Origin of the sequence: Vibrio xiamenensis, assembly GCF_900100015.1 — a bacterium.
In the GTDB taxonomy this organism is placed as follows: Bacteria; Pseudomonadota; Gammaproteobacteria; order Enterobacterales; family Vibrionaceae; genus Vibrio; species Vibrio xiamenensis.
Window position 1 is genome coordinate 215,387 of the sequence record NZ_FNDD01000002.1, and the last position, 24,013, is coordinate 239,399.

Below are 24,013 nucleotides of genomic sequence, written 5' to 3' on the forward strand. Positions count from 1 at the left end.
TCAAAGTTCCAGAGTCAGCGTTGCCGAGTCACACTGCGCGCAGCAAAGCGCGAGATACTCTTGCCGCTCGCTGTCATCTAAACATTGATCGTTGTGTTTTGGGCTGCCATCGCGCCACGCGACGAGACAGCTGCCGCAAATGCCCTGCTCGCACACGGTTTCAATTTCAAAACCAGCACCGCGCACCGCGTCAAGCATGCTCTCGCCTTGCGCCACTTCAATACGTTGATCGCTAGCGCTTAAATAGATTTGTAAATTATGGTCGCTAACCGCACTTTCAATTGGAGTAAAACTCTCTTGATGCCACTGCGCATCACTTAAGTTGCAGCTGGCTTTGACTGCCGCCATTAAGCCATCCGGCCCACAGCAATAAGCGTGCAAATCGGCCGGTAAATCGGCTAGCAGCGAAGAAAAATCAAGCTTGTCGCGCCCTGCGCTGAAATGCTGCACGGGCCATTGACTCGCCACCAATTCAGCCGCGAAAGGCATCGGCGCACCCGCTTTCGTGCAGACCACCAGAGTAAACGGTTGCTGCTTAGCGTGCAGTTCGTAGGCCATCGCCAGGAGTGGCGTTACGCCAATCCCTCCGCCAATCAAAAGATGGTGGCTGGCTATGGGTTCTAGTGCGAAGTAGTTCTTTGGCGCGCTGATTGAATAGACTGAACCTTCCTTGGCCTCGCGCTGCAGAGTTTGCGAGCCGCCGCGTCCCTCTGGCTCAAGTTTGACCGCAATATCATAATATTGGCGAGCACAGCTTGGATCGCTACACAGAGAGTAAGCACGGGTCATGCCCGGCGCGATGTCCAGTTCAATATGTGCTCCAGCGTCAAACGCTGGCAAGTCGCCGCCGTTATCATCAACCAGTCGGTAACGAATAATTTGCGCGCTGATCTGCTCTTTTTTGACCACGCGAACACTAAGACGTTTTTCTGCACTCATTCCATATAAACCAATTAGTTTGTCCGATCGGTCAAACTAAAGCATAAACAGTGCCAAACTGAGAAAACAACGTATCGGGGTGAAAACCAAAACGCCGCAGCGCATAAGACAAGCGGCGTGGTTGAAGTGGATAATATGACGGCGAATATTCAGATAAAAAGCTTATATTTTATAGCGTTATATTTTATAAGCTTAGACCGCAACCGGTGAGAATAAACGCCACGAGCTCGTCAAGAATCTGCTGCTTTAGGCTTGGATCGTCAATCGGCGTTTTAAGTAGGTGCTCTGCTTGCAGCGCGTAATCGGCGTAATACTGAGTCAGCGCCCAAATATTCATGATCAGCAATCTGCCATCTAATTGTCTGATTTCACCAGACTTTACCCATGAGTCTATGATCTCGGCTTTGACTAATGCCGACGACATTGCATTGGGCCAAAACTTGTCTAAATGCGGCCCACCGCTGATGACTTCCATGGTAAAAATGCGTGATAATTCAGGGTGAGAGAGGGCAAAATTGAGCTTCATCTCAATGTATTTTTTTAGCACTTGCGCCGGGGTATCTCCGGCTTGCTGATCGTACTCAAACAGCGCTTCCCAAGACGCAAACAGCTTTTCAAGCACTTGAGAATAAAGGGTTTCTTTATCTTCGATGTAGTAATGCAGTTGGGATTTTTTCATTCCCGCTCGCAAAGCGATGCCCTGAGTGGAGGCACCTAAATAGCCATGCTGACTGAATTCGATGATCGCAGCGTTTAAAATATTTTCTTTGATCAGTTCACGGTTCGCTTTATTGCGTAACGTTTTTGTCATTGCGAGTCCGGTTCCTTGCACTTTTTGTGGGCAAGAAGCACGTTAGTTGCACCAACCATACCCACACTTTTTACAATGTTATAAGATTTATATTACTTTTTTGCAGCAACCATCCGTTTGCTAGGCGACCTATGATTGCAAATCCCCTGCGGCTTGCCAATCAAATCTACCAACTTACGCCAAGTTTCTGATTTTCATTCACTATGCTGACCATTTCACAGCATAGTGCACGACTTGGTTATGCTAAGCATTCAAAAGCACAATTTTGCGCAGTTCATCTCGTGTTTTTTCTTCAAACTCAGTAAGATGCCAGCACTGTTCGCGTTTAGTAGGAAAGTGCAACCAATGATCACCACTCGCATTCTGATTTCTGACTCCACCGACCCTTGGTTTAACCTTGCCGTTGAAGACACCATTTTTCGCTCTATGCCCGCCAATCAACGGGTGCTGTTTTTGTGGCGCAATGCCGATACTGTGGTGATTGGCCGAGCGCAAAATCCGTGGCGCGAATGTAAAACTGACCGCATGGCAGAAGATAATGTCAAACTCGCGCGGCGCCAAACTGGCGGCGGCGCGGTGTTCCATGACCTAGGCAATACCAATTTCACCTTCATGGCAGGCAAACCTGAGTATGATAAAAGTGTGTCAACCGCCATTGTGCTTGATGCGCTGCGCCGGATTGGCATTAATGGAACAGAAAACGGCCGCAATGACTTGGTGCTGCAAGACGAACTAGGCATGAAAAAGTTCTCGGGCTCAGCGTATCGTGAAACCATCGACCGCGGCTTCCATCATGGCACCCTGCTCCTTAGTGCCGACCTAAGCCGCTTAGCCAACTACCTCAATCCCGATATCAAGAAACTTGAGGCTAAAGGCATTACGTCGGTGAAATCTAGGGTCATCAACCTTGATAGCATCAAACCTGATATCAACCACGACCAAGTGTGCCAAGCCATGATCGCCGCCTACAGTGACTACTACAAAGAGAACGCTGTCGTACCAGAGCTGATTTCGCCGCAGCACTTTAGCAACCTTCCCGGCTTTGAAGAGAAATTTGAACTGCAAAGCAGTTGGGATTGGAACTTCGGTCAAACCCCGCCATTTAATCATCGCATGGACGAGCGCTTTAGTTGGGGCGGTGTTGATGTGTATTTGGATGTCGAAAAAGGCGTGATCAAACAAGCCAATATCTTCACCGATGCCCTTGATCCCACGCCAATGGAACAGCTTGCTTTGGCTCTGAATGGAAAAAGTTATAACCCAGTGAGCATTAAGCCATGCTTTGCCGCGCTAGAACAACAAATGCCGCAATATCAGGCAATGTATGCGGATGTGAAGGCCTGGTTGTTGGACGAAATAGATTAAGGGAATTTGCTGGTTAAGTGGATTTGTATGATGCGCTTTACGTGCTCCGTCCTCTTTATGTTCTGCGAATGCGCACCAGTTCCTTTTGCTGGCTCAAAAGGAACCAAAAAGCCTTTTGATTGTTTGTCGCTGGTCGGCAGGGTTATAGGCGCGTCCTGCGCCGATAACCTAAAAATTCATCCCTGAATTTATACCTGATGTTGGTTTGTTTTGGTTATCAGTCAGTTGAATTTTACGCCCACGTTTTAGTCACACTTTACCTATCAAAATTGCACTTACTCGTTCGCTGATATAGCTCATCTGTATAACGTAACTCTCTCGCTAACTTCTATACTCATTTTTAACTACTGACAAAAATGTCGTTAATGATTTTAGGGCAAATGCATGGATAGCATTTTTGCTTTGTAAGAGGGAAACGGTATGACGATGTTAAGAACTATCCTATTAGCGGGTTTGATAACAGCAGTGCTTCCCGGTTGTGGTGGCGACGACTCCAGCTCAAGCAGCACAATCACACCGATGACTTTATCAGTATCGGATGCACCATCCGATGAGATGCTAGAAGTGGTTGTGGTATTCAGTAAAGTAGCTCTACTACCAATTGATGACGATGACGCCGAACCTATGGTGTTTAACCTAGATCCCGTGTTAAGTGTCAATTTGCTGGATTATCAAGGCAGCGACGCCAAAGCTCTGATCGAAAATGAAAACATTGCCGTTGGCAGCTACAAAATGTGCGTTTTTGCTAACGATGGCGACCACCCAAGCGATCCATCCTATGTGATTCATAGCGATGACGGCATGTTGCCTTTAACGGTCAAAGGTGACGGCAGTTGCCCGCAAGGGGTTAGCAAAGAAGATAACACCGGTGTGTTGTATTTCAATGAAACCTTTAATGTCAATGCCAGTAACAACGACTTTGTGGTTGAGTTTGATCTACGGCGCGGCATCAAAGCAGGCACCGATGATGACTACACCATTCAACGCACTTCGGTGGATATCGTCAATAGCGTAGAGACCGGCGCGCTCGGTGGCGATGTGTCGGACTCACTCTTCGGCAGTTGTGAAACGGAAACTACCAGTGGCACAGGTTTTACTCATGCTGTGTATTTGTACTCTGGCAATGTCGCACAAGAGGATATGGGGCCGTTTGCTGGTACTTCTGGCGAAACGCCCATTACTGCCGCCAACGTTCTTGCCGATGAAGAATCTGGCGACAAATCTTACCAATTTGGCTATCTAACACCTGGCACCTATTCGGTCGGCTATACCTGTGTTGCCAACAACGATTCTGAAGATGGTATTACCGAAGGCGAAACCTTTAGTATTTACGGCGCCGTCTCTGGGATTGAGGTGGTGGCTGATGAAGAGGCAGAAGCAGATTTCTAGCATCTGTTTTTAATAGAGAGTGGGTGTATTGGTAAAGCTGTAAATGTGCTTTACGCTCGCCGCTCTCTTTGTGTCGTGCGAATACGCACCAGTTGCTTTCGCTGGATGTTTTAGTTTTGTGGTTTTGTGGTTTTGTGGTTTTGTGGTTTTGTGGTTTTGTATGATGCGCTTTACGTGCACCGATCTCTTTGTGCTGTGCGAACGCGCACCAGTTCCTTTTGCTGGCTCAAAAGGAACCAAAAAGCCTTTTGCTTGTTTGCCGCTGGCCGGCACGGTTATAGGCGCGTCCTGCGCCGATAACCTAAAAATTCATCCTTGAATTTTTGCCTAGCGATTGGGTTTATTACTGTTCTCAACTTGGCAAATAATACCTCTCGGTAAACCAAACATCGTCATTCCGGAAATCAGAATGAGTTATCCGCAATCTAGTGTTTTGGGCGATATTCCGTGTGTGCTGATTTGTATGATGCGCTTTACGTGCACCGCTCTCTTTGTGTTCTGCGAATGCGCACCAGTTCCTTTTGCTGGCTCAAAAGGAACCAAAAAAAAGCCTTTTGCTTGTTTGTCGCTGGTCGGCACGGTTATAGGCGCATCCTGCGCCGATAACCTAAAAATTCATCCTTGAATTTTTGCCTCGTTATTACGAACAGATTCATTATCCTCTGTGATTTGTTTTCATCTAATAACCAAGACTTGGTCTGCTTTCTAAAATAACGCATCGGTTTTGTTGCTGAATTTTGAGTAGCTTCTGATAGAATCGTTGGGTAAATAGTCGGGGAGCTGAAAAGCTGAGATCGCGCTGCGAGACCCGTTGAACCTGATTCAGTTAGCACTGGCGTAGGGAACTATCAACTTGTCTTGAGAAGGCGTGCTTTGCCATCGCTGTCTTTCTCGTGAGGCATTTTTTAGTCACCTTATCGCTGATGCGTAAGGAGCTAAAATGAGCCATCTTTGCCAAGCGATACCCTCAGCAAACACATTGTCGCCCAAAGTACCCATTGTTTTGACCATCGCCGGTAGCGACAGCGGCGGCGGCGCTGGCATCCAAGCCGATATTAAAGCCATTTCGGCGACGGGTAGCTACGCCTGCTGTGTGATTACCGCCATCACGGCGCAAAACACCCTTGGCGTGCAATCGATCTTCCCAATTCCACTGCCTGAAATTGAAGCCCAGCTTGATTCAGTATTCAGCGATTTAAATATCGTCGCAGTCAAAATTGGCATGCTGGCCAGTTCTGAGATCATTAAACTGGTGGCGCGAAAGCTCAAACAGTATCAACCCAAACACATCGTATTAGACCCGGTGATGGTCGCCACCAGCGGCGACTTACTTGTCCAGCCCGGCGCCATCACAAGCTTAATTGAACATCTGCTGCCTATCGCCTCAGTCATCACACCAAATATTCCGGAAGCGCTCACGCTCATTGGTGAAAATCCAGGTCATTTTAATGGCGATATTGAGGCGCTATCTCACACGCTGAAAACCTTGCCTACTCAGGCAATTTTGCTTAAAGGCGGGCACCTGCAACCACAGGATGCCAGCATTGATTGGCTAATCTCTAAAGCGCAAGTTGACGCCTTTTCTAGCGAGCGAATCAATACTCACAATACCCACGGCACCGGTTGCACGCTTTCCTCGGCAATGGCCTCGTATTTGGCGCAAGGAAGCAGCCTAGTTGACGCCGCCCAGCAAGCCAAAAACTACCTCACCGAAGCCATTCGCAGCGCCGATGCGCTGAATATAGGCCAAGGGCATGGGCCAGTTGACCACTTTTATTCGTTGCACCGCAGCGCGTAACTGCTCGCTTTCGACTCAATCAGAAAGGAATTTTCAATGACGATTCAACATATTATCGACGCTCTTCATCAAGTGCGTGAACAAAAACCTCTGGTGGTTAATATGACCAACTATGTGGTGATGAATAACAGTGCTAATGCCCTGCTTGCTATTGGTGCATCACCAATCATGGCTCACTCACAGCAAGAGATGGCTGAAATGATGAGCTTTGCCGGCGCTCTGGTGGTCAATATTGGCACGCTCGATAGTGCCTGGATTACGCGAATGCGCCACGCGATTGAACAAGCCAATCACTACCAAAGGCCAGTAATTTTAGATCCGGTTGGTTGCGGCGCTACCAAGCTTAGAACCGAAACCGCGCGCGAATTTTCAGCCCTTGCGAAGCGCCTGACGATTCGCGGCAACGCTTCAGAAATCATTGCCCTCGCCGGCCAAAAATCCCAATCCAGAGGCGTCGACGCCCTTGACTCAAGCGAACAAGCCGTGGACGCTGCTCGGCAATTGATTGAGCGCTATCAGGCCAACGTAGTAGTGTCTGGGCCCACTGACCATATCCTTACTGATCAAAGCCACATCACCTTGCATAATGGCTCGCCGATGATGCCCTATGTGACCGGCACTGGTTGCAGCTTAAGCGCGCTGACTGGCGCGTTTGCCGCCGTTGGCGATAATACTGGCCTTAGCGCTGCCTCAGTAATGGGCGTCGCCGGAGAATTGGCTAGCAAAATCAGCCAAGGCCCGGGCAGTTTGCAAGTTAACTTGCTGGATACGCTTTATCACCTCGATGCCAAGGCGCTGACTCAGCATTTAGCTATTAACGCACATTAGGGCTTTACCGATGCATTCCCCAAACTATCAACTTTACCTCGTCACCGACGACCAAATTTCCGAAGCAGAGCTCATAGCTATTGTTGAGCAAGCAGTGTTAGGCGGCGTAACCATGGTGCAGATACGTGAAAAGCACGGCGATACACGGCGCTTTTTACGTAAAGCCCAAATCCTTAAGCAAATGCTGCAAGGCACCAACGTGACGCTGATCATCAATGATCGCGTCGATATTGCCCTCGCAGTTGATGCCGACGGCGTGCATCTTGGTCAGCAAGACATGCCAGTTGAAAACGCCAGAGCGCTACTTGGCGAAAATAAAATCCTTGGCTTATCGGTGGAAAGTCACCAACAGCTACTCGACGCTAATGCGCTAGCGATTGATTATATTGGCCTCAGCGCCATCTATAACACCGCCACCAAAACCGACACCAAGTTTGAATGGCAAATTGACGGTTTAAAATGGGCCCTTGAGCATACCCACCACCCTATCGTGGCGATTGGTGGCATTAACGCCAAGACGCTCACGCCGATTGCACAAACGGGTGTGGATGGTATTGCCGTGGTGTCGGCAATCTGCCATGCGGATGATCCTCGGGAGGCAGCGCGTGGATTACTCATGCAGATTAAGCAATCTCAGTAGGCTTAGAATATAGTGCCCTTTGTTGGCGAGCGCTTTAGTGGAAATTTGGTTTGAGTGGGATGGTATGATGCGCTAATACTGCTGCGCTTTCTTTGTCATCTGCGATAGCGCACCAGTCACTCTTTGCTGGCACAAAGAGTAACCAGAAATGCTTTTGGTATCTTTGGTGTTATCCGGCACGGTTTTAGGCGTTCCCTACGCCGAAAACCTAAAAATTCGTCCTGAATTTTTGCCTCGCGTATTGACCTAGATGGACCACGCATAGCGCGATCACAACAATTACAAAATTGAAGTTATGGGTTGCGGTCAACGAGTTCGATGGGCTTACGGGCCGTTTTGCGTTTGGGCCGATATTCGCTGAGCAAAATACTCATCACCACTAGCGCGCCGCCAAACAGCGCAAGTGGTGAAAGCCTTTCTCCGGCCATGCGGCCAAAAATGCCCGCCCACACGGGTTCTGCGGCGTAGATAACCGATGCCGTTGACGGTTCCACCACGCGCTGTGCCCAGTTCATCACCAATTGAATAAACGCGCTGGCGATACCAAGGCCGACAGTCAATGTCACCAAGGTGGTAGAAAACGGCGGTATGCTGGTTTCGCCCAGCATCGGCATGGCGATAAAAGCGAACATCGAGGCAAACAGCAGTTGCAGTGCCGTCACGCGTTGCAAATTGACTTTGGGCGCGAAATGGCTGATCAAGATGATTTCACACGCCACCGCAAATGCGCTAAGAATGGTGACCAATTGGCCAAAGTTAAAAGAGAGCGCCGTTAACTGTTTACCTGAAAGAAAGATCAAGCCGATAAACGCCAAAACAATTCCCAGCAAGCTCATGAAATGGGGAATTTTTTTAAACGCAACCCAGAGAATAAACGGTACAAACGGCACAAATAATGCCGTGAAGAACGCCGATTCTGAGCTGGTAATGGTTTGAAGACCAATGGTTTGCGCGCCATAACCGACGGTCATGGAAAAACCGATCACCACCGCCGCGCAGAGGTCTTGCTTGGTGATATGCTGCAGATGCTTAAATGAAATCAAGCCAATTGCAAACGCTGCTGCGGCAAAACGGCAGCCGACAAAAAACATTGGCGAGCTTGCGGTAAGGCCGTGTTGAACCAACAAATACGTGGTTCCCCACACCATAGTAACCAACACCATCGCAAGGTGCGGTGCTTTCGCCGCCAGTTTTTGAGTTAATTTGTGTTTCGATATCATTGTCATTAAGCATTCATCGGTGCAATATAATGCACAAACTACCTTAAACTGCACATTGGTGCAATATACTGCACAAGGAATATTTTTGACTGACTCTCAAACCGCGACAGTGCTTGAACACGTCGCCGCCAATTTAAAGCGTCTGCGCGCCAAGCATCAGCTCAGCCAGCAGATGTTAGCTGACCAATCTGGCATCAGCAGGCGCATGATTGCCGCACTGGAAATTGGCAACGCGAATATCAGTTTGTCGAAACTCGACCAAATTGCCACGGTGCTTGGCGTAAGCTTTGCCCAGTTGGTGAGCCCTTTTGACAGTGAACGCGCAACCAAACGTAATATTCTCGCCTGGCGCGGCAGTCGCCCCGGCAGCGAAGCGTATCTCTCCTGCTCGTTTAAAGACACCAATCAAGTCGAACTTTGGATGTGGACTATCGCCCCCGGCGACCAATACGAGGCCGAAGCCGACCCTCAAGGCTGGAATGAAATGCTGCACGTTATCGAAGGTTCGCTCACTCTGTGCTTTGCCAATCACACTCAAGTATTGTCGGCTGGCGAATCGGTGGTATACGCCAGCTCGCAGCCGTATTGTTATCGCAATCAAGGCGAGGCAATGGTGAGGTTTGTGAGGAATGTTATTGGTTAGTGTTTGGTTTTTGTCATTAGTGGATTTGTATGATGCGGGCAACTAGCTGGTTAATATGATGCGCCATAAGGTTGCCAATTTCTTTGCCATCTGAGATGGCGCACCAGTCACTCTTTGCTGGCACAAAGAGTAACCAGAAATGCCTTTTGTATCTTTGACGCTGTTCGGCTCGGTTTTACGCGTTCCCGACGCGGAAAACCTAAAAATTCGTCCTGAATTTTTGCCTAATGAGTTGGCTTAACGATCAATTTACTCTGCTCTACTCAACCTGTTACCGAAAACAAATAAATGATTGCTTGGTAGTTGTCGCATATTGAATCTTAGCGCTTAACATCAATAGATCATCAAGAGCAATGCTAGAGCTTTTAATATTAGTAATAATAGAATATTTAACATCCATCGAGATAACCTTATACACCCTAAAATATACAATTTCCGGATTACTGATTGGGGTAATAATTATTTGCTTTTGGGACTTTAAAACAACGCCGAGAAAGCTATTGAACATAGCTAGCATTACACTGATTTTGACGTACCGAGGATATCAACAGGCACTCCTCCATCTATCTAATTAATAGTGAGTGAAAATATATATTTGGAAGATACTATGAATAAATTAATTACTTTAGCACTGTGTTGCGCTATAAGCCCTATCGCTTTTGGCAGTACTTTAGTCACCGATAATTATATCGTTTCCATCGAGTCAAATTGCGCAGAAGGTAATGTAACTTGTGATGACGTAACCTATACCGGGAAATCAAAATCAACGGGTAATACGATTACGTTAAAAGGCACAACACTTCATCGCATGTGTTCAGATCGAGTCACTCCATGCCAATTCATCGGTTATGAATTTCACAATGGCAATGTCACATACTCTGTAAAAGAAACTGGTGTTTTAAGCGTAATTCAAAACGGTAAGCTGCTACTCAAAGAAAACGGCAAATGGGAATGGTGACCATATTTCTAGGAAGCATGAAAAGCGGCTAAAACCCACGCGAATTATTTTTGAGTGATTTCCGGTGTAAAAATAATATTAAGGAACATTGAATGAAACAAATTTTAGTGGCAATGACGATTCTGTTATCTCTTTCAGCTTGTGATCAAAGGTCTGCTAAAGAAATAGGCGAGGCTCTTGCTCAAGAGAAGGTTGACCTGATACAAGGTGTAGGGGGCGTTGTAAAAGAACAAGGGGAAGGCGTTGCTTCTACAGTCGCTGAAGGCGTAGGAAACGTATTTTCTGGGCTTGGAAAAGGGTTTGACGAATCACTAACAAAAAAGCAGATCAAAGTTGATGCAAATATATCGGCAACAAAAGTAGAAATTAGTCGTGCTCAACAAATTACGTCAAGTACGAAAGAAGGAATGTCGGTTTATATTCTGTCAAAAGATGGCGTAGAAGGAAGCTTCATTCTCAAAGCCTTTTCAGGGGAAAAGGAAGTTGGAAGAAGCGATGCCCAAGTTAGCATTGAGAAAGATGGTGCTAAGTTTGTCGATTTTGAGTTTGATAATAGGACACCATTTGGCTCTGTAGACTATTACCTCTTAAGTGAAAAATAAAGAATGAAACAATGGCGTTCAAGAAACTTTGTCCAAAACTCGTTAGCCAACAATTCCATTAAACTAGGCAAAAATTCATGGATGAATTTTTAGGTTTTCCGCGTCGGGAACGCGTAAAACCGGGCCGGACCACACCTGAGTACAGAAAGGCGCTTTTGGTTCCTTTTGCGCCAACAAAAGGAACGGGTGCGCTATCGCAGATAGTAAATAAACCGCCGCTGGTATAGCGCATCATACAAACCCGCCCAGCCAAACCAATTCAAACCCTCACCTTTTTTAAACCAACAATAAGTTTAAAAACCAACCTATTTGCGCCGCATATCAAGCGTTATATCAGCTTTAAAAAAGCGAGTTTAGAGCGGAGCGATAGATTTGAAATCAAACGAGAATAATACTATTAACTTCGAATTCTCAGTAGAAGGGTATGAAATAGTAGCATCTGTCAGTAAGGCTTCTGGTCAAGAAATAACCACAATTAATGGTGACATTATATCCAGCAAGCGTAACTTATACCGGAATTCAACTCATGAGTTTCAGCTCGATGGGAAGCGGTTTAAAGTTAATCTTCAAGTGCAAAGCATTATCAAAGGTATTTATGTATGCACGTTAACTATTGACGATACCGTTATTGAAACACTCCAATATAATTATGAAAAACCTGAAGGTTTTCATCGACGGATTCTCGCTTTATTGTTCATGTTCTGTGGCGCCCTACTTATAAATCATAAGATTGCGCTTGCAATTTATATCGCTGTTTTATTTCTAGTTACCGGATTTTTAAAAAATAGAGAAATGAAAAAGAAAAACTCTCGAAATTGACATTTAAAAATAGAACTCCTATCCCAAAATCCAGATTCCGGGTAGCTCATACTGAGCTTGTGGCATGACGGTGGCGAGTAATGCTCGCAATCGACACATACAATTCACATCAACAATGCGTAACCAAGCCACAGCAAAATAACCACAACACAAGAAACCCAAACCATAGGCAAAAATTCATGGATGAATTTTTAGGTTTTCCGCGTCGGGAACGCGTAAAACCGGGCCGGACAACACCTGAGTACAGAAAGGCGCTTTTGGTTCCTTTTGCGCCAACAAAAGGAACTGGTGCGCTATCGCAGATAGTAAATAAATCGCCGCGCGCAAAGCGCATCATACAAACCCACTCACCTAAACAACAACATACAGACCAACACCACCCCAAAAGCCCACCCTCTACATAAACTTCCCATTTATAAATCCACCAAATATTTCACCAAAAACCTATAACAACACACCGCTACCGTGATAACTTCCTATCAGACTCATTGCTAACAAGGAAGTTACTCGCATGCAGCCTCGGCTTTCGCTGATCCACACCTTAGGCGCGATCAAAACCCCGATCGTGATTCTGAATGGCCTACCCGGCAGTGGTAAGTCGGTGGTTCTCAAGCAGCTTGCCCAATATCTAAATCGCGATATTCGCACCAGCTTGCCCGAGCCTGCCGACCATCCAAGCGGCGCCGAACTCTTCTGGGACCCGGTCAGCGGCGCGTTTCAACAACACCTTCAGCAAGTATTACATCGTTTGCCAAGCCTCGAGCAGCGTGGTCAAACCCTGTTTATGACCGCCTGTTGGGTTGGCGAAAACCATTGGCTTTCATCAGCCTTGTTGTATCAAAAAGTCACCGTGATAGAGCAGCAGCAACTGTTTATGTCTGAGCACGAAATCCAAGCTTTGCTGCCTGAGGCAAACGCCAGTGAAGTGTGGCTGCAAACCGCCGGTTGGCCAGTATTGGTGGCGAACTGGGACAATATCGCTGCGCAGCGTGTTCGCCACTCTTGGCTCGATTTTATGCAAACGCGCATTTTGCCGCAGTTGCCGTTTCACGAGCAGCGGCTGCTGGTCGCGCTGGCGTTTTGCCCGGTATTGAAACAGAGCGCCATTCACGCCGAGCCGCTGAATATCGAAACCATGGCCCCACTAGTGCAGCTCAATAGCCTTGCCGAACTGCGCCTTGGCGTGCCCTATTTACGCGCAGTACTCAAAGAGATCGCCAGTAAAGAAGTGCGACTGTTCCAAGGGGCGATGCGCGTTGTTTCCAAGCATTATCAGCAAAGTGGTCAACGCCTTGAGGCGATTCAGACCGCGATTGAATCCAATAACCTCGATTTGGCGCTACAGTGGTTTAAACACAGTGGCGGCGGTATGTACGGTTATTACCACGGCTTTCAAGAGCTGGATAAAGTGCTGGCACTGTTTCCTGAACTCATGCTTAGCCAAGAACTGCATTTAGCGTGGGCGAACATGTTGTCGCTGCTTAAATCGCAGCAGTTTTTGCAAGCGCAGCATTTTCTTGAAAAGCTATCCCTCGACTCATCAGGGCATTTTGAATCACAAGAAGATCGCGGCATCGTCGCGCTGATGAAAAGTAAGCAGCGTGCTTATTTCTCGCCGCAAACGTCTGCGCAGCAACTTCTTCAGCATCGCCAACTGGAAAAGGAACTCGCAGGGCATGACGGTGCGCTGATGAGTTACTACGCGTCAGCATCGGTGACCCACTCCAATAATGGCGAATGGTTTCAAGCCTCGGTCTATCAAGACAAAGAGCTGGCCTTGGCGCAAAAGCACGACATTCCCTACCTGATTTTTTATTGCCACTTTAATAAAGCACGCTTTGACCTGCGCATGGGCTACCCGGAGCGAGCACTGAGCAATATCGAGCAAGCCGACATTGCCCTTAAGCGCGTCAGTTACTACCCGACCCTCACCTTTGAGCGAAACTTTGTTGATTTGGTGAGTGGTATTCACCAGCTGATGAGCGGCAATATGCAAAAAGCTGCCAAGCTGTGGGATAAAGTCGCCACCCTACGTAAACACTCAGAAATCTGGCCCGACTTTTTGATGCAGTTTCATCTGTTTGGTCTGTGTACCAAGCTGCTCGAACATTCCATGGATGACGCGTATCGCTTGCACGACGAACTGCGCTACGAATACCAATTAAGCTTTACCGACGACAGCGGCAACGTGTTTTTCTCTCTGCTGCACATTTTGATTTTGCAGCAACAAGAGCGCTGGGTGGATGCGCAAAAATACCTCGACATGCTAAATGCAACACCAGAAAGGTTAAGCGCCAATGTGCGCGAACTGCACCATTATTTGGCGCTGCGCAATCAAGTCGGGCTGATTTGTATTCATCAACAAAAACGCGCCGTAGCGCCGCTCGATAACAGCATTCAAACCACGCCGCTGATGGAAATCGCCAGCGAAATTCAGCATATCAAACTGCTGTGGTTTAAACGCGAATACAGCAAAATGCAGTCGCCTCTGGCGGATCTTTTAGTGCGTTGCTATCGATTGCAATTTTGGTTTGTACTGCTGTTGGAAAGTCAGTGGCTCAATGCGGCGGTGCAATGGTTGTGGAAGAAAGAGAAACAGCGCCATCTGAATACGCAATTGGAAGAAGCAACTCGCGCTTGGCAGCTGCGCCATCAAGCGCTCAGCATCCAAACTGAGATTGAAGAGCTTAGTGCCAAACAGCTGCAAGTGATTCAACGTCTGGCCGAAGGTTTATCAAATAAGCAGATCGCCCAGTATTGCGGTATCAGTGAAAGTACCGTCAAATTTCACCTTAAAAATCTGTTTAAACAGTATCAGATAAAAAACCGCCAGGCCTTATTGGCACTGGCGAAATCCAAAAAGTGGATCAAATAACACAGGAAAGGAGTTAATCGTTGCGATAGGCTTTGGCCTATCTAAAGTTGCACTACGCTTGCATTGGGTCGGTCACCAAATGTTGCATCGAGCCATAATGGGCAACTAAGCCGTTAAATTGCTCGGCGTCGTAAAAGTCACATTCACCGCGGCCATAGGCTTTGGCAACCTCAATACAAAACTTCGCTGCATAAGCGATGTCGGTTTCGTGGCTTGCGCCGGTGGCGCAGCCTGGTACCGCCACTTGGGTAGTCAGGGCAAGTCCAACTACCGGCGCATCGGTCGCGGTGGCGGGCTGCATAATGCTGTTAATGTGATAAAGATTGTTGGAATACGGCGTGATGTCGGCGGTTGAAAGCGGCAAGCACAGCGCCGGCTCTCCGCTGACAAATTCCATCAACCGCAGCAGATCTTCAGCGGGATGAAGAATGTAGCCCTGCTTGACCGTTGGTGAAATCGCCACGCCGCGCTGATTTAAAAAGCGGTTGCCTTTGGTGGTATCAATCGAAATCACTGCGTCGCAGCGCTCGTCCACTTCGTAACCTAAAATTTCTGCGGTGGTGACTGGCGAGTCCATAAAATCCACCGGCTTGTGCGGTCGAACTGGCGCATTGGGGCATATGTGAGTGGTGATGATCACATCCCCGGCTAAACGATCGCCTTTGGCCGCCATGGTCGCAAGTTTGTCCGCTACTGCGAGCGCAGCAATCGCACCATCGGCATCCGATACCAAACCAATGCGCGCAGGACGTGCGCCAATGCCGCCTAAACGGCCAATCACACCAAGGGTTGGCGCGCTGCCACCTTGTGCTTTTCCTTGAGTGCCGACAATTTCAATCTTCAGCACATCGGTAAAACCCTTGCTTCCTGTGACCCTGTCACGTGATACTTTAGTATGATCGCGACCATAGAACTTCTCGGCGACTTGCGCGCCATCAATATGCGCGTCATCCAACAGCTCATAAAATTCCAATGTCTGTTTTAAGGTCATAAACAACCGTCCTTGTTGGGATTACCCGAGTTAAATTTGAAACTTCACATTCGGTTTCAATTGCGTCTTGATTAAGCGCCCTTGTGGGCGCTTATGACTTAACGCTTAGCTTAGTGCTACCCAATCTTTATTTGCGGTTTGGTCGGCACAGCCAGTTGTATTTCGAGAAGTCGTAGTAGAAGCTTTGAATCGGTACGAATTTCATGTCGCTCAAACAGTCGTTAACCGCTTGACGGTAACGCGTGGTTTGCAAGAACGCATCGACTTGGTTATCCACAATGTACTTTTGCAGCTTCTTGTAGATGGCGTTACGTTTATCGGCATCCAGCTCAGTACTGGCTTGATCGATCCACTCATCCACTTGCTTGTCGTTAAGCCAAGACATCGATGCCCAAGAACCGGCTGATTTCGACGAGTATTGGTTGTAGAACACCGACAGAGGCGATGAGTACGTTGGACCAAAGAAGATTTGGTTCACGTTTGGCGTCGTCTCTGGCTTGGCGGCGATTTCGGTCACGCGGCTCCAAGGGTCAGCTTGCAATTTGACATCAAAACCAATGCTTTGCAGGTTAGCCTGCATCATCAGCGCAATCTCTTCTTCATACGCAGAGCCGGCGACATAGCCGAGCGTTAGCGGAATTTTTTGCCCTGCATATTTAGACTTTTTGACGTACTCTGCCGCTTTAGCAAGGTCCAAGTGCGGCGCTTCTAAACCATCTAAAAACGCGTCTTTAAACAGCGATGCCAACGGCCCAGCCATCGACTCACCTGGGTGCAGCTCGGTATTGGCCAAATCGTAATCGATAGACAAAGCAATAGCTTTACGAATGTTCACGTCATCAGTTGGCGCTAACTGGTTGTTAAACTTAATGTAATAGCCAGTTGCAGTGCCAAGGTTTTGAATGTGGTAACCCGGAATTTTATCGATCGCCGCCAAGGTTTCACTGGCTTGGTATGTACTGCTGAGATCCAGCTCGCCTTTATTGGCTAGTGCTTTGATGGTTGACTCATCTTTGGTGATCAAAAGACGCACTTTCTCGAGTGGGTTTTGTGGGAAACCTGCGAAGTAATCATGATTACGCTCTAGCACCAAACGGCTACCGCGTTGCCATTCGCCAAGGCTGTAAGGGCCGGTACCCAAAGAGTGAGAAGAAAGGTAGTCTTCTGACCACTTGCTGCCTTCATTGCCATGTTCAAGCGCTACGCTTTGGTCGATAACAAACAGCAGCGGCGTCATTGCAAGAAATGCAGAAGACGGCTGTTTAAGGGCGAATTTCACCGTGTGTTTGTCTACCGCGCTGACGCCATCAGCGGCCAAAAATGGTTTAAAGAAGCCCGAAACACCTTGGTTGATGGTCAGCAAACGTTGCACTGAGTAGACCACGTCAGACGCTTTCACCTCATCGCCATTTTGGAATTTGGCGTCTTCGCGCAAGTGGAAAGTAAAGGTTTTACCATCGCTCGACACATCCCAGCTTTTCGCCAGCAGTGGCTGAATTTTACCTGTGGTATCAGCGGTGGTGAGGCCGTCATACAGGTTTACCGCCATCATGTATTCGGTGTAGTCACTGACTTTAGCCGGGTCGATGGTGCCTACAATTTGAATCAAGTTGACGGTCGCGGTGAGGTCATCGTATTTTTCTGCCAGCGCAGGCTGAGCAGCTAAAAGCCCAGAGACCAAAGCAACAAGCGGTTTGTAATTCATAACTAAATTCCTTTTAGGTTAATTTTGTTCAAAGGGTTGATAGCTGACATCTGGGTAACCAAACGCTTTAGGACCAACCACTTCAAGTGCGCGGCTAGAGCGCAGCAATGGATGACACGGAATGCCCAGTACCGCCACTTTTTGGCCGTAACGCAGCACTTCGGTGGTAATCGCATGGCCAGTTTCGATATCCAAAATGATGATCAAATCCGGCACACTGCACTTCACTTCTCCGTTGATACGGAAAATGAGGTTTTCGTTTTGAATGTCGACGCTCGCTTGCTCATTTGAGAAATTGGCAATGCCTTCCAGCTGCAAGTTACCGCGAGTAAACCCGGCCACCATTTTGCGTTCTAAATCGACAATCTTGCCTTCAAACAGCACTTGGCCGTTCTCTTGGCGACAAATCTGCTCAATCGGGTTGAGATTGGCTTTGTTGGCTTCCATTACCGCAAGGCCAAGGTTGCGCGCTTGAGTAACTGTGCCCGGCACCGCGTATTGCTTGACGAACTTACCGCTCATCGGCGCTTCCACCATGCCTGCACCTGCACCCATCTGCACCACGCAACTGCGCGCTAAACGCTCAAGCCACAGCTCGCTGACCAGATGTTTGAAAATCACCGTATTACCGTGGGCATCGGACATCGCCGCTGGCATACTGCAGTGGCCATAAATACTGAACGTGGTCATCTGCATTTCAGGAAAAGCGCGGCCCATGCCATCGCCATCGACCAGCGGAAGATCCATGATCGCGGCAATTGCCGCTGGACGAATGCCGTTGGCACCGCCGATTTCCACCGCGATAATGGCATCGACTTTACGTCCAACTTCTTCTTCGATAGCGCGTACCGCACGCACGATTTCGTTGCCTTCGCAGATCTTTTCCATCGACACCGCTGGCGCACCGATGTTACCAACCGAAATCACCAACGCATCGTCGTCAAGTTCGCCAAGGCTCATCAGCCGTACTTTGGCGCCGCGGCGCATTTCCGCAATCGCGTGCAGTTTGCCGTAATACGGGTTACCGCCGCCGCCCGTACCCAAAATGCCGGCACCAATTTCAATCGCTTGAATGTCTTTTTCTGTTAACTCTTGCATATTAAAACTCCAATTCGCCGACCACTTTGACGCGAATGCGCGTGGCATTACCCGGTAAATACGCGAGCGGAACATCTTCTTGATCGACTAACACGACCGTATCGGCTTTCGCTCCCGCTTCGATGGCTTTGTCGGTGGCGGCTTGTTTTGCCTGTGCCAGCGCCTCGTCACGAGAAATGTTTTCTAAGCTGAAAATACGGTCGACCTCCCCACTCACCTGTGCAATCGCTGCCCCTACAGCGTTTGCCACAGAGAAGTGGTTCGGTCTTATGGTTTCCAAATCGCCGATTTGCTGGGCCGCAAGGACCGAGCCACCACCGACGACAATCACAGGAATACGCGCGGCTGACAGGCGGTTTTTCTCCACCACATCAAAAATAATTTCATCCATCACCGCCAGCGCTTGATTAACCTGTTCAGCATCTAGGCTGGCAACGTTGCTGGCATCGCCCACTTCGGCGCGCCCGCTGGCAACGGCGATGTCGGTCGCAGTCAGATCACTGCCGCCAAACACCCAAGCTTTTTCGCTGATTTGATAGCCGACACTGTCTGGGCCGATGGTGATGTTTGGCTTGGCTTGAGCGGCTTTTTGACGCACTAAGCTGCCGCCGCCAAGGCCAACACTGACCATATCTGGCATGCGAAAGTTGGTGCGCACGCCGCCAACATCGACCGACATTGCTGCTTGGCGCGGAAAGCCTTGCTGAACCAAACCAACGTCTGTGGTGGTGCCACCGATATCGACCACGATCGCGTCTTGCTCACCGGAAAGAAATACCGCGCCGCGCATAGAATTGGTTGGGCCGCTGGCAAAGGTCAGCACTGGGTAGCGTTCAACAAATTCGGCGCTCATTAGCGTGCCGTCATTTTGAGTGATGAAAAATGGGCAGTTCAGGCCACAAACTTTGAGCGCGTTAGCAAAGGCTTGCACGGTTTTACGGCTCAGCTGACGCAGGCTCGCGTTAAGAATCGCAGCGTTTTCACGCTCTAAAAGACCGATGCGTCCCACTTCGCAAGACAGCACCACATCGCACTCTGGATGCAGCTCTTGAATCAAATCTCGCACTCGATATTCAGTGTCATCGTTGACTGGGCTAAACACGCAGCTGACCGCGACCGAATTAATGCCTTTTTGCTTTAATTCCAACGCGATTTGGCTGATGTGCGCTTCATCAAGCGGGTTAATTAAACGACCGTCAAATTCGTAGCCGCCTTTGACCAGATAACAACCGCCATCAAGCATGGTTTGAATGTCTTGAGGCCAATCTGCAAACGGCGGCACGCTCAACGTGGCCGGTAAACACACGCGGATCACCGCGGTTTTTTGCAGGTGTTTACGTTCAACCACCGCATTGGTGAAATGGGTGGTGCCAATCATCACGCCGCTGATGTTAGCGTGCGATACGCCCGACTGTTCCAACACCACTTTGAGCGCATTCTCGATGCCTGAAGTGACGTCTGCCGTGGTCGGCTGTTTAGTGGCTGCCAGTACCGTGTCGTTTTGCATGATGACCGCATCGGTATTGGTGCCGCCAACATCAATTCCTATCCTATAATTGGATTTCATTTTTACTCCTTGTTTCTATGCTGACGCTAAAGCTGCTTTGGCGTCAGCATCACTGACATACGGTTTGTGGCGCTCTTCTTCTTCGCTGATCACCGGAATCGCGCGGATCAAAGCGCGGGTATAGTTGTGATTCGGCATATCAAACAGCGTTTGGGTATCGCCCACTTCAAGCAGTTCGCCGCGATACATCACCGCCACGCGATTGCAAAACTGGCGCATTAGGCTCAGATCGTGGGAAATAAACAGATAGGTCAAACCCAGATCGCTTTGCAGGCGTTCTAACAGCTCAATCACGCTTTTTTGCACCGACACATCCAGCGCGGAAGTCGGTTCGTCGAGCACCAAAATTTTGGGGTTCGCTGCCAAAGCACGCGCAATAGCGACTCGCTGTTTTTGCCCGCCAGATAAGCTTGACGGATACATCTCGGCGTACTCTTGTGGCAATTCCACCAATTCAAGCAAGCGGCGAATTTCGCCATCAATGTCCTGAGATTTTCCGATATATTTGAGTGGTACCGATAGCGTTTGCGCGATGGTGCGACGCGGGTTAAGCGACGCCGCCGGGTTTTGATGCACCATCTGAATGCTGTGACGATTGGCCTGATTAGCGCGCCAAGTGGCTAGCGGTTTGGCTTCGATCATGATGTTGCCATCGGTGCAATCAATAATGCCCATCAGCATGCGCGCAAGGGTGGTTTTGCCAGAGCCAGACTCGCCAGCCAGACCAAACGTATCGCCTTGATTGATGCTTAAATTCAGTGGCTTAACCGCTTTGACTTGCGAGGTCACACGTCCACGCCAATCTTTTTTGCCGTGAAAGGTTTTGCAAGTTTCAACAAAGCGAACCAACGGCGCTTTTGAGCTTGGCGGTTTTGGTTCTTGGTTTGGCGCGTAAAGACGCGGAACCGAATCAAACAGCCTTTGGGTATAGGAGTGCTTAGCGCGGTCAAAAATGTTCGCCACACTGCCGTGTTCAACAATGCGGCCATGCTGCATCACGTACACGCGGTCGGCGGTTTTGCGCACCACGCCAAGGTTATGGGTGATCATCAGTAGCGCCAGTTGTTCGTCTTCCACCAGCTGGTTAATCAACTTGATGATTTCATCTTGCGTGGTCACATCCAGAGCCGTCCCCGGCTCATCGGCAATCAGCAATTTGGTGGGATGCAGCAGCGCCATCGCAATCAAGACTCGTTGGCGCATACCACCGGAAAGTTGCCATGGATAAGCGTTATATACCCGCTCAGTATCGGTCAGCTTGACCTTGTCCAGTACCGCTAAAATGTGCGCTTTGCGCTCGGCTCTGGTGTATTTCACGCCGCTGGTTTTCTCAACGAATTTCATGATGTCGTTAAGGTGAGTGCGAATGCGAAACACCGGATTGAACGAGGTCTGCGGATCTTGCTGAATCATCGACATCACTGAGCCTTTAAGGCTCTCGCGCTTGCTGTGTTCCATACTCAGCAGCGACTCACCATCGACCTTGATATCACCGCTATTGATCACGATTTGCTGGCTGTTAAGCGTGCCCATCAACATTTTGCTAGTGACACTTTTGCCTGAGCCCGACTCGCCAATCAAAGCAACGCGCTCGCCCGGATGAATGTGCAGCGAAATACGATGCAACACTTGGCGCTGACCACCATAGACTTTAAACGCCAGGCTAAAATCGGAAATTTCAATTAATGGCTGCATGGTTATACCTCCACATCAAAAAAGTCGCGCAGGCCGTCGCCAAGCAAGTTAAAGCCTAAAATGGCGTACAAAATCGCCAGCCCCGGCATCATGGCTTCCCACCAATATTCGGGTAAGTACGCCGCGCCAGTCGACACCATGGTGCCAAGATCTGGAGTTGGCGGCTGAACGCCTAGGCCAAGAAAGCTCAGCGTCGCGCCAAACAAAATCACAAATCCGGCGTCGAGCGTGGTTTTAACGCTGATCGCAGCCACGCAGTTCGGCAAAATTTCTTTGACCACAATGTGCCAGTGGCTCGCACCAGACAGGCGCGCAGCTTCGATAAAGTCTTCGGTGACAATGCTTTTAGCCAAGCGATACACCAAGCGGCAGTGCCAGTTCCACCACAGACAAGCAATCGCCAGCATCGCGTTGGTTAAATTGGGCTCGAGAATCGAGGTAATCGCCAGCGCCAATGCCAGTGGCGGAACCGCAAGTAACATGTCGTTAAAACGCATGATGAGCTGCTCAATCCAACCACCTGCGTAGGCGGCAACGATGCCAAGTAGCACGCCAACTGGCACGGACAGGGCCAGCACGCCGACCACCAAACTTAATGACACGCGATAGCCGTAAAGGACGCGAGTTAAAATGTCGCGGCCAACGTTGTCGGTGCCCATCCAGTAATCCCAATCTGGCGCATGGTGGCGAGCGCGAAAGTTAACAAAGCTGCCGGCGTGTTCAGGGTACGGCGCCAAAAGCGGCGCTAGCAGCGCGAACAGTACCACACTCACTACAATCACTAAGCCAATCACTGCCGTTGGGTTACGGGTAAAGCGATACCAGGCTTTACCAAAGTTGGAGTATTGCTTGTCCGCGCTAGATGGCGTGAACTCTTGCTCGCCATGAGGCAGATGGGTTTGCTCTAACGGAATCATGTTAGGCTCCTTTGTGCTTCACGCGCGGGTCGACCACGCCGATAATAAAATCAATCAATAAGTTGGCGGCGATAAAGAACACACCGGACACCAACACCACGCCAATCACGGCATTAAAATCTTTATGCAGAATCGAGCGCACGCCATAGCTCGCCACGCCCGGCCACGAAAACACCATCTCGACCACAAAGGCGTTACCAATCAGTGAGGCAAACTCAAGGCCCAAAATGGTCAGAGGCGCTGACGCTGACAGACGCAGCAGATATTTGAAATTGACCACTGGCTTGGAAACGCCGCACGCACGCAGCGTTTCAACGTGGTCGCGATGACTAAATTCGATCATCGACGAACGCGTAATGCGCATCACCTGACCAATACCCGCGGCAGACAGCGCAATTGCAGGCAGCAAAATATGTTGCAGCGCGTTAAGGAACACATCAAAGCGCCCTTGCAATACACTGTCGAGCAACAATAAACCGGAAAAATCGGCGCTGAAGTTCATTGAGGAAGAGAGACGCTCGGTGACTGGTAGATCAAGCCAACCAAGGCTTGCCAGCAGCTGCAGGATCAGAGCGAGAAGAAACGACGGTGTCACCACCCCAACCAATGAAACGACCCGCGACACTTGGTCGAACCAGCCATTTGGGCGATAAGCAGCGAAAATGCCCAGCGGCATGCCAATGGCCGCGGTAAAAAATACCGCCACCAATACCAACTCAAGCGTTGCTGGCAATGCGCGAGTAATGTCGGATAACACCGGCTGGTCGGTAATGGTGGATTGACCCATATCGCCATCAAACACATTGCTGATATAGTCGAAATACTGCACTGCGATGGATTTATCCAGCCCCATCTTTTGTTGCAGTTCGGCGACTTGTTGTGGGGTCGCCAACGGGCCAAGTGCTATCCGTGCTGGGTCGCCGGGGATAAGGCGCGCCACCACAAAAATGATCACCGATAATCCAACCAACACCAGCAGCAAGCGACTGAGGCGCAGCCATAAGTAGTAGGCTTGGCTCATACATTCTTCCCTGAATACGATTTGCTTGCCTAATAAATCATCATAGCTAAGGGCGATGCACAACCCAGACAAAGGGTAGTTTTAGCAAAATATCGGCTAGCACTTGTTGATTATTTACCCAATAGCATCATA

Annotated in this window: 21 protein-coding genes and 1 riboswitch; of the genes, 11 read left to right on the forward strand and 10 right to left on the reverse strand. The window is 49.0% G+C overall.

The window, feature by feature from the left end:
* A complete protein-coding gene (locus tag BLS03_RS02625) occupies positions 1 to 939 on the reverse strand; it encodes a PDR/VanB family oxidoreductase (RefSeq protein WP_093269250.1) in 939 nt (312 codons plus the stop codon).
* Positions 940 to 1,123: 184 nt separating this feature from the next.
* A complete protein-coding gene (locus BLS03_RS02630) occupies positions 1,124 to 1,750 on the reverse strand; it encodes a TetR family transcriptional regulator C-terminal domain-containing protein (RefSeq protein WP_093269253.1) in 627 nt (208 codons plus the stop codon).
* Between the two features lie 345 nt (positions 1,751 to 2,095).
* Between BLS03_RS02630 and lplA the strand changes: the two genes are divergently transcribed.
* The 6 genes from lplA (at position 2,096) to thiE (ending at position 7,770) form a co-directional block, all read left to right on the forward strand.
* Positions 2,096 to 3,115, forward strand: a complete 1,020-nt coding sequence (lplA, locus tag BLS03_RS02635; protein ID WP_093269255.1) for a lipoate--protein ligase — start codon at positions 2,096 to 2,098, stop codon at positions 3,113 to 3,115.
* A gap of 420 nt (positions 3,116 to 3,535) precedes the next feature.
* Positions 3,536 to 4,504 carry a DUF4382 domain-containing protein gene (locus tag BLS03_RS02640; RefSeq protein WP_093269258.1) on the forward strand — a complete coding sequence of 323 codons (969 nt, stop codon included), beginning with the start codon at positions 3,536 to 3,538 and terminating at the stop codon, positions 4,502 to 4,504.
* 409 nt (positions 4,505 to 4,913) lie between these two features.
* Entirely contained in the window at positions 4,914 to 5,129 is a 216-nt protein-coding gene (locus tag BLS03_RS02650; protein ID WP_093269264.1) for a hypothetical protein, read from the forward strand.
* A 138-nt stretch (positions 5,130 to 5,267) separates the two neighbouring features.
* Positions 5,268 to 5,365: riboswitch (TPP riboswitch) on the forward strand.
* Between the two features lie 79 nt (positions 5,366 to 5,444).
* Positions 5,445 to 6,302 carry a bifunctional hydroxymethylpyrimidine kinase/phosphomethylpyrimidine kinase gene (thiD, locus tag BLS03_RS02655; protein WP_093269267.1) on the forward strand — a complete coding sequence of 286 codons (858 nt, stop codon included), beginning with the start codon at positions 5,445 to 5,447 and terminating at the stop codon, positions 6,300 to 6,302.
* A gap of 36 nt (positions 6,303 to 6,338) precedes the next feature.
* Positions 6,339 to 7,130, forward strand: coding sequence for a hydroxyethylthiazole kinase (thiM, locus tag BLS03_RS02660; protein WP_093269269.1), 792 nt, complete (start codon positions 6,339 to 6,341; stop codon positions 7,128 to 7,130).
* Positions 7,131 to 7,140: 10 nt separating this feature from the next.
* Complete coding sequence (gene thiE / locus BLS03_RS02665) at positions 7,141 to 7,770, forward strand: thiamine phosphate synthase (RefSeq protein ID WP_093269272.1); 630 nt, start codon at positions 7,141 to 7,143, stop codon at positions 7,768 to 7,770.
* Between the two features lie 293 nt (positions 7,771 to 8,063).
* Here thiE and BLS03_RS02670 read toward each other — a convergent pair whose 3' ends face one another.
* Positions 8,064 to 8,996 carry a DMT family transporter gene (locus BLS03_RS02670; RefSeq protein ID WP_218121982.1) on the reverse strand — a complete coding sequence of 311 codons (933 nt, stop codon included), beginning with the start codon at positions 8,994 to 8,996 and terminating at the stop codon, positions 8,064 to 8,066.
* A 79-nt stretch (positions 8,997 to 9,075) separates the two neighbouring features.
* On the opposite strand from BLS03_RS02670, the gene BLS03_RS02675 reads away from it, so the two are divergent.
* The 5 genes from BLS03_RS02675 (at position 9,076) to BLS03_RS02700 (ending at position 14,887) form a co-directional block, all read left to right on the forward strand.
* The gene (locus tag BLS03_RS02675; RefSeq protein ID WP_218121983.1) at positions 9,076 to 9,633 is read left to right on the forward strand and encodes a helix-turn-helix domain-containing protein; all 558 of its coding nucleotides are present in this window, start codon (positions 9,076 to 9,078) and stop codon (positions 9,631 to 9,633) included.
* 607 nt (positions 9,634 to 10,240) lie between these two features.
* Positions 10,241 to 10,591, forward strand: coding sequence for a hypothetical protein (locus BLS03_RS02685; protein ID WP_093269278.1), 351 nt, complete (start codon positions 10,241 to 10,243; stop codon positions 10,589 to 10,591).
* 92 nt (positions 10,592 to 10,683) lie between these two features.
* Positions 10,684 to 11,193, forward strand: coding sequence for a hypothetical protein (locus tag BLS03_RS02690; protein WP_093269280.1), 510 nt, complete (start codon positions 10,684 to 10,686; stop codon positions 11,191 to 11,193).
* 372 nt (positions 11,194 to 11,565) lie between these two features.
* Complete coding sequence (locus BLS03_RS02695) at positions 11,566 to 12,012, forward strand: hypothetical protein (RefSeq protein WP_093269283.1); 447 nt, start codon at positions 11,566 to 11,568, stop codon at positions 12,010 to 12,012.
* 511 nt (positions 12,013 to 12,523) lie between these two features.
* The gene (locus tag BLS03_RS02700; protein ID WP_093269286.1) at positions 12,524 to 14,887 is read left to right on the forward strand and encodes a response regulator transcription factor; all 2,364 of its coding nucleotides are present in this window, start codon (positions 12,524 to 12,526) and stop codon (positions 14,885 to 14,887) included.
* A 52-nt stretch (positions 14,888 to 14,939) separates the two neighbouring features.
* On the opposite strand, the gene BLS03_RS02705 is transcribed toward BLS03_RS02700, so the two are convergent.
* The 7 genes from BLS03_RS02705 to BLS03_RS02735 form a co-directional block, all read right to left on the reverse strand.
* The gene (locus BLS03_RS02705) at positions 14,940 to 15,878 is read right to left on the reverse strand and encodes a DUF1177 domain-containing protein (protein ID WP_093269289.1); all 939 of its coding nucleotides are present in this window, start codon (positions 15,876 to 15,878) and stop codon (positions 14,940 to 14,942) included.
* Positions 15,879 to 16,005: 127 nt separating this feature from the next.
* Entirely contained in the window at positions 16,006 to 17,583 is a 1,578-nt protein-coding gene (locus BLS03_RS02710) for an ABC transporter substrate-binding protein (RefSeq protein WP_093269292.1), read from the reverse strand.
* Between the two features lie 18 nt (positions 17,584 to 17,601).
* Entirely contained in the window at positions 17,602 to 18,681 is a 1,080-nt protein-coding gene (locus tag BLS03_RS02715) for an S-methyl thiohydantoin desulfurase family protein (protein ID WP_093269294.1), read from the reverse strand.
* A gap of 1 nt (position 18,682) precedes the next feature.
* Complete coding sequence (locus BLS03_RS02720) at positions 18,683 to 20,248, reverse strand: hydantoinase/oxoprolinase N-terminal domain-containing protein (RefSeq protein ID WP_093269297.1); 1,566 nt, start codon at positions 20,246 to 20,248, stop codon at positions 18,683 to 18,685.
* A 15-nt stretch (positions 20,249 to 20,263) separates the two neighbouring features.
* Complete coding sequence (nikE, locus tag BLS03_RS02725) at positions 20,264 to 21,943, reverse strand: nickel ABC transporter ATP-binding protein NikE (protein ID WP_093269301.1); 1,680 nt, start codon at positions 21,941 to 21,943, stop codon at positions 20,264 to 20,266.
* Positions 21,944 to 21,945: 2 nt separating this feature from the next.
* A complete protein-coding gene (locus BLS03_RS02730) occupies positions 21,946 to 22,860 on the reverse strand; it encodes an ABC transporter permease (RefSeq protein ID WP_093269304.1) in 915 nt (304 codons plus the stop codon).
* A gap of 1 nt (position 22,861) precedes the next feature.
* Entirely contained in the window at positions 22,862 to 23,881 is a 1,020-nt protein-coding gene (locus BLS03_RS02735) for an ABC transporter permease (protein ID WP_093269306.1), read from the reverse strand.
* Positions 23,882 to 24,013 lie beyond the last annotated feature (132 nt).